We start from the raw sequence: 11,440 nt of genomic DNA on the forward strand, positions 1-11,440 counted from the left end.
TGTGCTGCAGAACTTCCTGAAGCATTGATGTGGATGCTTACGAAGATATCAGATTCAGAGGCATTAGCCGCACGTGAACGGTCCGTCAAGTCAACATAGGTATCACTTGTGCGTGTGGTCACAACTTGATAGCCTTCTGCTTCTAGTTTAGCTTTCACGCGGCTTTGGATAGCCAAGGTCAAGCTCTTTTCAGAAATACCAAAGTAAGAAGCACCCGGATCATAGCCACCATGACCTGCATCGAGATAGACAACTTTATTTAAGACATCGTAGTTTCCTCTTGAGGCCGAACCGATTTTCTTAGGTGCTACCACATCAGCTGAAGTTGCCCCAAAGCCGATATTCTTACCTGAAGCATCAACAATATAGCCGTGAACAATGTACTTGCCTGAATTCCACTTGTGTTGACTGGCTGAAATCGTCACCTTGTAAGAACCATCATCTTGTTTTGTGGCATTATGCCAAACAAGATCATCCTGACCATTTTGCTCAGACCAAACAGGTATTACCACACCTGTAATCCCCCCTGGATTGGTGAGATTGGTGATAAGAACGTCAAAAGTTCCACGATTTTTATCATTATTGGTAATAGTCAATGTTCCTTGAGTTTTAGTGATATCAAGTGTCACTTGTTTGCCACCTAAGCCAATGAATTTACCATCATTGTCAACCAAATAGACATGAGAATTATAAAGGCCGCTATCACCTTTATGGTTGCTTGAACGAACAGTTACCTTATAGTCTCCATTAGCTTGCTTAGCTGCCTTGTACCAAATGATATCATCTTGACCGTTCTTTTCTGACCAGGTTGGAACCAAGACTTCTTTGAAGCCACGTGGCGCAACCAAATTTGAAATGACAAAATCATAGCTACCCGTAGCATTGTTGAGACCAGTGATGGCAAGGTCGGCTTTGGAATCTTGGCTCTCTACTCCTTCATTTTTAAGGACAGAGTTTGTAATATTGCTCACCGCATCCCATTCATAAAGTTTATAGGCTTCAATTAAAGAGATAAGTTTTCCAGCGTAACTTGGATCTGTCGCATATCCTGCATTCTTCAGTTCTTGAGCCGCAATGCGATAATCTGTTTCATTCACAACTTTTCGGTAATTGTTTTTTCGCCACTCTGTACTCGTAAAAAATTTTGCATGATCTACTACGCTATCATTCCATGAGGCATATTTCCGAAAAGCTGCATTGACCGTGATATAGTCACCATTAACATATTCCTGGGTAGGCACAGTCACGATTTCTCCATTCCAGTCCTCTGAATCCTTAATGCCAAAAAGATTATTGTTGGGAGCCTTAGCAAGTTCAGAGCTTCCCCAACCACTTTCTAGGATAGCTTGTGCTGCCGTAATAGAAGGAAGGACTCCTTGCTTGGCTCCATTTATAGCCCCTTGCTTAATGGCACTAAGAAAATAACTTTGATTCTGATTAATTTCGCTAAGATCATCTGCCTCTTGATAAGAGCTTGTGGTCACAGAACTATTGGTTAAGACAGCTATTTTTGAAGAATCTGCCAGACTTGTTTGCTCCTCCTCTAATACCTTTTCACTTTGTAGATTCATTTGACTCGTTGAATCATCGTGTACTCCTACTTCAGAATAACTTGCCTCATGATTATCTGTACTTTCTTTCAAAGATGAAAATGTATCAGTTGGCAGCAACATTTCATCTGCTTTCGCCGAGTGACCAGACATGCCTAAAAATAAGATTGCCAGCATAACACCGCACAGTCCATAAGCTTTGCTTTTCTTAAATCCAAAATGAAATCCTAATTGCATCTTAATTTCCTCTTCTACTTACAATTTCTGCTAATTCATTTTAAGACTATTAAACTATCAGCATCGTGAAGTCCTAAAATAAACCTTCACCAATTTATTCGCAAAAAAAAGCTAGAAACTTGTCAAAAGTTCCTAGCTTTTTTAGTAGTATTGAAATATTAATCGACATCAACGAAACCAAAACGTGATAGAGGATACAATCTGAAAGAGATAACACCTTTAATTTGGTCTTTTTCAATGAGACCAAACTTACGACTATCATCTGTATTACGACGGTTATCGTTCAGTACAAGATATTGACCCTTTTCAATCTTAGTTTGTTTATTATCTGTCAATGTTGCAATGGAAAAATCATCAGTGAAGAAGTTTCCAGGTGACACTGTCGCCAAATAAGCTGATTTATCCTTGCTAATATAGGCTTCGTCAACTGACTTATCATTAACATAAAGGAAATCATCCATAGCTGTCACGCTCTTGCCTTCATCAGCAATAACACGACCAATATATTCCTTGCCATTAACTGTATAAAGAATAAAATCTTTTTTCTGAGGTTCAACATTTTTATTGAAAGTAACATAATCACCAGCATGAATATAGTCATTCGCCTGACCTTCAGTCACACGGTGTGTTGAAAAGACAAATGCTCTTAACAACAAAATCACTACAATGGCAAGAACTGCTATGATAATATTTCGAATTAAATCTCTCTTAACCATACTTACTCCTTATGGGTTCTAATAAAATCATAACATAAATAGAGAAATAAAAAAAGAGGGAGTGAACAAGCTCAATGTATCTCTCCCTCTCTTTAAACCAAGGATTAAAGCCTTTCGCAGCTTAATAATCCTCAAGAAATGTTTGCATATTGACATCATCTGGAACTAAGGCAAGGTATTTTTCTGCCGTTGCACGCGCCTGATCTCTGTAACCAAATTCACGCAGGATATATGCATAATCATGGAGGAAATCAGGATTTTCAGATAAATCTGTAGCCAAATCTTGATAGATTTGAAAAGCTTCTTCTTCATCATCAAGTGCTTGGTAGGCCTTGGCAATATTCCAGCGAGCCAAAACAGAATCAACTTCGTAATCGGCTAAAGCTACTAGATCCTCGTAACGTTCTTCTTCCAAATAGAGAGTACTTAAACGTAGAACAATCTCATCTTGGTCCTCAGCTAGTGGTAAGGCTTGCTTCAGATAAGATTCAGCAGATTGAGTGTCATGCAACTCATAGGATAACTGTGATGCTAACAAAAGTAATTGAACATCAAAAGCATTTTTTGAAATCCCTTGTTGTGCCATACGTAATGCTTCTTCAGTTTTATGTTCTGCATGTAAGGACAAGGCGTAAAAATACTCATAACCCTCGAAGTCAGCAGACATGGTTTCTATCTGCTTAAAGTAAAAATTAGCTTTTTGATACTCTTCTTGATCATAGAGCAAAGTGGCTAACTCAAAAGCAATGGTATCATCGTATTCAATTTCAATAGCTTTTTCCAAAAATTCACGAGCAGCTTCAAACTTACCAAGACTGGCATAAGCCTTACCAATGCGTTCATAAGTAGAAACGCCAGTCATTGCCAGGAGGTCACGATTATCTAATTTAGCATAGTATTGAATAGCTTGTTCAAAATTTCCAAGTTCAAATTCCATCTCAGCCAAACCAAAAATAATCAATGAGTCATCTGATAATTGACTTGCCTCCAACAACTTATCACGTGCCACATCAGTTAAGCCCTCCATTTGATAGAGGTCTGCCTTTACAATTAAAGCAGACAAATAGTCGTCAGAGTCTTCAGGTATGGCATCCAAATAAAGAAAGGCCTCTTCAATATCACCATCTTCGGCTGCAATTTGTGCTAGATTGACATTAACCTCTGGAAAATCAAAACGAACTTTTTCGTAAATTTCCTGTGCTTGTGGTAAGAAACCAATAGACTCTAGGTATTGACCTAACTCAACAAGAACCTCTGCAGGATCTTCTCGTAAAGCTTTTTTTAAATATTTGTCTGCGTGGTCTAAATCTTGGTTTCCAATAGAGGCAACCATTTTTTCACTATTTAACATCGTCTTTTTGTCCTTCATTTTCTAAATCATCTTGATAAAGATTACTTACAGAACGGTACCAATCAAAAATCTCTCTAACAACAACCTTGACAGAGGCATAGATCGGAATCCCTAATAGGACACCCCACACACCGTAAAGAGATCCTGCTGTCAAGAGAATAAACATAATGGTGATAGGGTGAATGCTTAGTTTATTTCCCAAAACAAGCGGAGAAACAAAACGTCCTTCAATAGTTTGCTCGATGACAAAAATGACGAGGACCTTGATCAGCATAGCAGGTCCTTGTACCAGTCCCATGATTACAACTGGTACCATAGCAAGAAAGCTTCCTAGATAAGGAACCATGTTTAGAAAACCTGCCATAATACCAAAAGTCATACCATATCGAAGACCTACAATCTTAAACATAATACAGAACATAATGGCAACGACAATAGCGACTGTAACCTGGCCTTGAACATACCCTTCAAGCTGACTATTAATATCTGAAAGCATACGAACAGTTGTTTCACGAAAGCGAGTTGGTAAGGCTGAAACAAAGCTATGTTTCATCTTTTGGCTATCTCTTAAAAGGTAGAAGAGAATGAAAGGTGCCAAAATGATAGCTACTGTCACCCTTGCTACTGTGCTTGCAAAAGTCCCAACCCATGTCAGAGCAGATGAAGAAAAGTTCTCAGCATAGTTGACCATTCTCGCTGAGAAATCACTAAGCATGGACTCTAGATCACCGTGGAAGTTGGAAAGAATAGGAAGATTAATCCAACGTTCCGTCTCACTATTGGCACGTGCAATATATGATGGTGCATTTCTTATTAAGATCAAAATTTGATTTTGTAAGCTAGGAATAGCCGTCGAAATTCCCCAGACCAAGAGCAAACCAAGGATAGCGTAGATGACTAAGATAGACATGGTTCGGTTTAGTCCAGTTCTTTCTACAAGTAGTACCAAAGGTTTTATTAAGTAATAAAGGAGCATGGAAATAACCAGTGGCAACATAATAATGGTCATAAACTGAATGACGGGTGAAAAAATAGGACTAATCTTGGTGAAAATCAAAACCGTCAAACCAATCAAAAGTAAGATGAAAAAGGCTACAACAGCCTGATTATTCAAAATCCACTTAAAAAACCATGTTTCTGAAAAATGTTCTGTTTTTTTACGCTTCATAGTTCCTCCCTATTTATCATAAAAGGTTACAGTCTTGTCTACTAAGTTTTGGTTACGATCATAGACAAATTTTGCAGAGAAGAAAGGCTTATCTTCAAGAATCCACTTGAAGATCTCGTAGTCACCTTCCCAAGTTGGTTTAGATAAGACCTCATCATATGGTACCCATTCAAGCGTTCCTTCACGAGACTCCTCATCTGAGATGAGTTCTCCTTCAAAACCAGTTACCTTAAAGACATAGGTGTACCAATCATGACCAGGGGTAAATTCTGGAAAGGTAATCATCCCTTTAAAATCCATCTCAGTCACTATAAAATGGGTTTCCTCGAGAATTTCACGACGAGCACATTCGTCAGGCGTTTCTCCCGCTTCTAGTTTTCCCCCAACAGAAATCCACTTTCCTTCATGAACATCATTAGGCTTTTTATTACGATGTAGGAGCAAAAGCTCCTTTCCATTGTCAATATAACAAATGGTAGCTAACTTTGTCATAATGCATCTCTTTTCCAATGTTTTTTAAATATTATACCAAATATGGGATTGGATTTGGGCTTTGAGCAAACGATTTTGAGATATAGTTGAAAATCTGCTTTCTGATTCTCTTGACAAACAAAAAGAGAACCAGATTGGTTCTCCTTTAATTTCTTTAGTATTTCAAATAACGGCGCATTGCCATACGTGACCCAATCGAACCGATAATGATACCGACTGCAAAGAGGGTTCCGATAACCGCATAGACAAACCACTCTGGATCATACATCGAAATACCACCTTTGACAAAATCAGGGTTCAAAGATGAGTAAACCATGTGATACAAAAGATAAATGAGCCCAGAAGGAATGATGGCACCAAGTGCTCCAATCCAAGCACCTTCCATCAAGTAGGGACGACGAATGTATGAATTCTTAGCACCTACCAAACGCATGATTTGAATTTCAGTCGCACGTGACATAATGGTAATACGGATGGTATTTGAAATCAATAGGACAGCCACAATAGTTAAGAGTGCTGTGGCAATGATTCCCCAAAATTGAACACGTTTCATAGTGGACATCAGAATTTCAGTATCTGAGCCACCAAAGTTAGCATTATCAACACCCTGAATGGCTTTTGTTTCCTTGGCAACTCGACTCACATCATCTGGTGATTTCGTTTGGACGATGTAAACATCTGAAAGAGGGTTGGCATCTCCAGTAGCTGTCTCGAAACTTGAACCCATTGTTTCAATCAGTTGTTTCTTTTGCTCTTCTTTACTAGAGAAAGTAACCTTATCTACACCTTTGATTTTGGTCAAAGCATCATAAATCTTATGGTAGTCTTTATTAGCAACAATCTGTCCAGAAAGTTCCTTGACTGTTTTCGAGGCATCTGATGAATCTGGATCCAAGTAGACATTGACCTGAATATTCTTTTCAATATCTGAAGCCAATTTCTGCGTATTTAAAATAACAGAGCCAAAGACACCTAAAAGTGAAAGAACAATCATCACCGAAAATACTGCCGTAAGTGTCGACAATAGATTACGTTTGAGATTCTTAATCGATTCTCCTAAATGGCGGAAAAAGCGTCTAATCATGGTAACCGTACTCTCCTTCCTCTTCATCACGAACAATACGTCCTTCTTCAATCGCTACGACACGATGACGAAGGTTATTAACGATAGTTGAGTTATGGGTTGCCATTATAATGGTAGTCCCTTGCAAGTTAATACGTTCAAGGACTTGCATAATTTCCCATGAAATCTCTGGGTCCAAGTTCCCTGTTGGTTCATCCGCAATCAACACTTTTGGATTATTGACGATAGCACGCGCAATAGCGACACGTTGTTGCTCACCACCAGACAATTGATTTGGGAATGAACGCATCTTGTGTTTAAGACCAACCAACTCGAGAACCTCTGTCACCCGTTTCTTGATATGACGAGGTTTCTCACCAATAACTTCCATGGCATATGCAACGTTTTCAAAAGCCGTTTTCTTTGGAAGGAGTTTATAATCCTGGAAAACAACTCCAATAGAACGTCTCAAAAGTGGAACATCTTTCTTACGAAGTCGGGTTAAATCAAACTCTCCAACCTTCATAGAGCCACTCGTTAATTTTTCTTCTTGGTAGAACAAGCGAATTAAGCTTGATTTCCCAGCACCAGAAGGGCCGACTAAGTAAACAAACTCCCCAGAGTTAACAGACAAATCAATGTGTCTAAGGGCTGTTGTTGACTTATCATACTTCTTAGTAACATCTTTTAATTCAATAAGAGCCATAATTTCAGTATTCAACTACTAAAATAGCTGAAGCCTTCCTTTCATTGAGATAGAGTATCTAAATACTTGAAAATAGTATATCGTTACTATTCTTCCATACGCCACTTGAGGTAGGCATCGATGAAGCCTTCAATATCTCCATCCATTACCTTATCAACCTGGGCAACTTCATAGCCTGTACGGTGATCTTTAACCATGGTATATGGCGTGAAAACGTATGAGCGAATTTGACTTCCCCAAGTGATTTCTTTCTTATCACCCTTCAAAGCATTCACTTCTTCTGCTTTCTTTTCTTGCTCCATTTGATAGAGTTTAGCTTGAAGCATTTTCATCGCACGGTCGCGGTTCCCATATTGTGTACGGTCAACCGTTGAAGCTACAACAATACCAGTTGGAATATGGGTCAAACGCACACCTGTAGAAACCTTGTTGACGTTCTGACCACCAGCACCACCTGAACGAAATGTATCCATCTTGATATCATCATCACGAATTTCAACTTCAATGGTATCATCCAATTCAGGCATAACTTCCACAGATGTAAATGAGGTATGACGACGTTTGGCAGAGTCAAATGGTGAAATACGAACCAAACGGTGGACACCCATTTCTGATTTGAGGAAACCATAAGCATTAGGTCCTTCAAAAGCAAGGGTTACAGATTTGATTCCAGCTTCATCACCAGCCTGATAATCCAAAGTCTCAACCTTGAAACCTTTGGCATTTCCATAACGTTGGTACATACGGAGCAACATATCAGCCCAGTCCTGAGCTTCTGTACCACCAGATCCTGGGTGAATTTCCAGAATGGCATTGTTATGGTCATATGGTTCAGACAAGAGCAGTGTCATCTCGTAACTTGTCATAATCTTATCAAGTTTTTCGAGCGTTTCTTCCAGCTCTTCTTGAACACTATCATCTTCTTCCAACATTTCTAAATAAAGCTCTGTTTCATCAGAGAGTTCTTGCATATTGTTGAAAGTTTCGTATTTCATTTTGAGCTCATTTAACTCTTGTGAAGTTTTTTGAGCTGCAATATTATCATTCCAAAAATCTGGCTCAGTCATTCGGTTTTCAAGGAGCGCAATGTCCTCTTCCAAACGATCTAAGTCAAAGAGACCTCCCGAAGCTCACGAGCTTCTCTTGATTTTCAGAGATTTTTTGGCGAATTTCTGCCACTTCCATGGATAGGTTTCCTCCATTTTATAGTATTATGCTTAATTCTAGCATAAATCACTTAAATTTGCCATTTTGCGCATACAAGCTCCCACTCTGCTTGGGCGTCTTCATCTTTAGGTGAAAGATTCCTCATATAGTCTAACATGGCCTCATCGGGCTTCTTAACAATTTCTCCGAGAGCCCAAATGGCAGTCGCCGTATGGATGGGATTATTATTCTTATCGATAATCTCCATCAGTTTGACAATAGCATTGCGGTCATGTAAGTTGGCCAAGGCAATAATGGCATTACGTTGAAGAATATTCTTCCCTCGCCATGAACCGGCAATCATCCCAAATTTCTCCTTGAAGGATTTGTTACTCAGCTCAAGAAATGGAAGCAATTCGGGCACGGCAAGCTCAGGATCTATATCTGAAGCCAAAGGATTGTCGATACCTCTGTTATATGGACAGGAAATCTGACAAATATCACAGCCATAGATAACAGTCTTTATTTTCTTTCGAAACTCCATATCCATCATCCCCTTATCTTGGGTCTGGAAGGATAGGCAACGACGGGCATTCATAGTCCCATCGCCAATGAGACAAGATGTCGGACAGGCATCCAAACAACGACGACAATCCCCACATCCATAGTCTACTTCATGATCAGGTTCTATCTCTAGATTAGTGATAAGCTCACCGAGATACATGTAGGAGCCGTATTCTTTTGAAATCACTAGTCCATTCTTTCCGATAAAACCTATTCCAGCTCGCTTGGCCACTGCTGTATCGACCAAGGCTCCAGTATCCACCATACCTTTATATTCGAAGTTTTCCGTCAGTTTTTCAATGCCTTCTGCCAAGCATTTTAGTTTGTCCTGCAAAACATAGTGGTAATCTAGACCCCACGAATTTGGAGTGATTTTGCCCCGCTTAAATTCTGTTTTTTGGGGTTGTTGCGGCAACTTATGCGGATAGGCTACTGCAATGGAAATGATGGTTTTAGCTGATTCTAAGGTCAACTTAGGATAAATACGCTCTTCAATATTTTTATGTTCAAACCCTGTTGTTCGCCCTTCTTCGACACCAAGTCGAAGGGATTTCTCCAGATAGGCAAAATCATCAGCGGTTGTAAAACCAATTTTTGAAATGCCAATTTCCTTGGCCATCTTTTGTATTTCTAACTTGATATCCATATTCTTATCATAATGAAAATGTAGTCCAAGGGCAAGTATTTTCCACCATCTTCATATAGAGACAAGCCTTAACCTTTTTGTTACAATGTTTTTATGACAAGACTTGCAGTAATGAGTGATTTACATATTGATTTGAATCACTTTGAAACATATGAAATCGATACTCTTATAAAGTGTCTAAAAGATCAAGAAGTTAGCCACCTCCATATCGCCGGTGATATATCCAACCATTTTTCTATCGATACGAAACCTTTTCTACGAAAACTGTCTAAGGCGGTCAAGGTCACCTATAATTTAGGCAATCATGATATGCTTGATTTAGAAGATGAGCTTATTGATAATCTTGATTTTCAGGTAATTGATTTAGGAAGTAAGACATTATTGGCTTTTCATGGGTGGTATGATTATTCCTATTCTGATGAAAAATTAGATAAGATTCTTAAACGTAAGAAGCAACTCTGGTTCGACCGACGACTTAAACGATTGGGTACTGATCCCGAAATCTGTCAAACTAGTCTCCAGAAGCTAGATAATATTCTAAATGATTTAGACACGAATAACCTTATAGTTGCCATGCATTTCGTTCCTCACAGTCGTTTCACCATGACGCACGTACGTTTTAAACCTTTTAACGCTTATTTGGGATCTGAACAATTCCATCAGATTTTCGTCAAGCACGGCGTTAAAGATGTTGTTTTTGGTCATGCCCACCGCAGTTTTGGGACGGTAACTATTGACGGTGTAACCTATCACTCGCGTCCTCTTGGATACCGACGAGAATGGGACTTAATTATTGATTTTGTTTCCAATCACCCTGAACTCAATCCTACTGGAACATGGAACCTATCCAAGCGTTATAACCTAGTCAAGAAACTACAAGAGTTTTTAGAGTATGAAAAAAAGGAACTAGCAAATGAGTTCCTTTCATCCATGACACTATTTGATTTGTAGAACGACTCTTACGGGAGTCGTTTTTTTAGTCGATGAAAAATCCCTGTTTTTGAAGATCCTTCAAGGTATTAGCACGGTTGGCAACGGATTTATTCATGGTCTTAGCAATCTGAGTCGTAAATTCATCAACCCTATTATTGAGATCGCGGAGATCATAATACTCATGGACTTCAGCGTCGTAATCTTTTAGCTCCTCCAAGGGATTTTCCAAATCCTGATAATAATTTTCCATATGGATGACGTGACGTGGCAAACGAGGTTTAAGCTGTGGCTCCTGATCTGGCCAACCAACCGCTAGGCCCACTGCAGGATAGACATACTTTGGAAGTTTGAGAAGCTCCGAAAGCTTGGCATTATCATTCAAGATACTTCCCAAATAAACTGTTCCCATGCCTAAACTCTCAGCAGCTACTACCACATTTTGAGCAGCAATCATTGCATCTGAAAAGGCCGAGATAAAGCGTTCGGGACTACCTTGCACCAAGGCTTCAGCACCCTTTGCCTCTGCAATCAAAGTATTACGTCTTTGGTCTACAACAAATACAAAAAGATGACCAGCATTTGGAATATAAGGCTGATTCGCAATTTCAGCAATTTCTTCCTTCAATTTTTGATCAGTAATACTGATAATCGAATAGGATTGTCTAAAATTACTAGTTGCCGTATGTCTGGCAACATCAACCAGAAGGTCAACTTCTTCCTGTGTCAAAGCTAGAGGTTTAAATTGACGGATGCTGCGGTGATTGAGTTGTGTCTTAATGGTCTCGTTCATGGCCTTCTCCTTATCTTGTGATTATTTCTCTTCAATTATAAACAAGACTCTTCCTGAATTCAAGATGTGATAAGAAAA

Annotated in this window: 11 protein-coding genes; 1 reads left to right on the top strand and 10 read right to left on the bottom strand. The window is 39.2% G+C overall.

Going from position 1 to position 11,440, the window contains the following annotated elements:
- The 9 genes from HMPREF2877_RS02550 to queG all read right to left on the bottom strand — a co-directional run.
- On the bottom strand, nt 1-1,787 hold a 1,787-nt coding region (locus tag HMPREF2877_RS02550), incomplete at its 3' end, for a GBS Bsp-like repeat-containing protein (RefSeq protein ID WP_070578539.1).
- A gap of 158 nt (nt 1,788-1,945) precedes the next feature.
- Nucleotides 1,946-2,503, bottom strand: coding sequence for a signal peptidase I (gene lepB, locus HMPREF2877_RS02555; RefSeq protein WP_002884860.1), 558 nt, complete (start codon nt 2,501-2,503; stop codon nt 1,946-1,948).
- Between the two features lie 121 nt (nt 2,504-2,624).
- Nucleotides 2,625-3,854 (bottom strand): tetratricopeptide repeat protein, encoded by a 1,230-nt coding sequence (locus HMPREF2877_RS02560; protein ID WP_048790811.1) that lies wholly within the window; start codon nt 3,852-3,854, stop codon nt 2,625-2,627.
- A complete protein-coding gene (locus HMPREF2877_RS02565) occupies nt 3,844-5,022 on the bottom strand; it encodes an AI-2E family transporter (protein ID WP_048790812.1) in 1,179 nt (392 codons plus the stop codon). The genes HMPREF2877_RS02560 and HMPREF2877_RS02565 overlap by 11 nt, the downstream gene beginning before the upstream one ends.
- A 9-nt stretch (nt 5,023-5,031) precedes the next feature.
- Nucleotides 5,032-5,514: an NUDIX hydrolase gene (locus HMPREF2877_RS02570; RefSeq protein WP_048790813.1), complete on the bottom strand. Its 483-nt coding sequence runs from the start codon at nt 5,512-5,514 to the stop codon at nt 5,032-5,034.
- 154 nt (nt 5,515-5,668) lie between these two features.
- Nucleotides 5,669-6,598 carry a permease-like cell division protein FtsX gene (gene ftsX, locus HMPREF2877_RS02575; protein ID WP_070578542.1) on the bottom strand — a complete coding sequence of 310 codons (930 nt, stop codon included), beginning with the start codon at nt 6,596-6,598 and terminating at the stop codon, nt 5,669-5,671.
- Nucleotides 6,591-7,283 (bottom strand): cell division ATP-binding protein FtsE, encoded by a 693-nt coding sequence (ftsE, locus tag HMPREF2877_RS02580; RefSeq protein WP_013990672.1) that lies wholly within the window; start codon nt 7,281-7,283, stop codon nt 6,591-6,593. Before ftsE ends, ftsX begins: the two co-directional genes overlap by 8 nt.
- Before the next feature lie 86 nt (nt 7,284-7,369).
- Nucleotides 7,370-8,468, bottom strand: a protein-coding gene (gene prfB, locus HMPREF2877_RS02585; protein ID WP_096833329.1) for a peptide chain release factor 2 whose coding sequence is annotated in 2 segments (ribosomal slippage) — nt 7,370-8,395 and nt 8,397-8,468 — 1,098 coding nt in all. Because the reading frame shifts where the segments join, the coding sequence is not laid out codon by codon here.
- Between the two features lie 52 nt (nt 8,469-8,520).
- Nucleotides 8,521-9,639, bottom strand: coding sequence for a tRNA epoxyqueuosine(34) reductase QueG (gene queG / locus HMPREF2877_RS02590; protein ID WP_070578545.1), 1,119 nt, complete (start codon nt 9,637-9,639; stop codon nt 8,521-8,523).
- A 93-nt stretch (nt 9,640-9,732) separates the two neighbouring features.
- Between queG and HMPREF2877_RS02595 the strand changes: the two genes are divergently transcribed.
- On the top strand, nt 9,733-10,590 hold the full coding sequence (locus tag HMPREF2877_RS02595; RefSeq protein ID WP_045771778.1) for a metallophosphoesterase: 858 nt from the start codon (nt 9,733-9,735) through the stop codon (nt 10,588-10,590).
- 25 nt (nt 10,591-10,615) lie between these two features.
- On the opposite strand, the gene HMPREF2877_RS02600 is transcribed toward HMPREF2877_RS02595, so the two are convergent.
- Entirely contained in the window at nt 10,616-11,362 is a 747-nt protein-coding gene (locus HMPREF2877_RS02600) for an NADPH-dependent oxidoreductase (RefSeq protein ID WP_070578548.1), read from the bottom strand.
- Nucleotides 11,363-11,440: the final 78 nt, after the last annotated feature.

The organism is Streptococcus sp. HMSC072D03 (genome assembly GCF_001812855.1).
Lineage (GTDB): Bacteria > Bacillota > Bacilli > Lactobacillales > Streptococcaceae > Streptococcus > Streptococcus salivarius_D.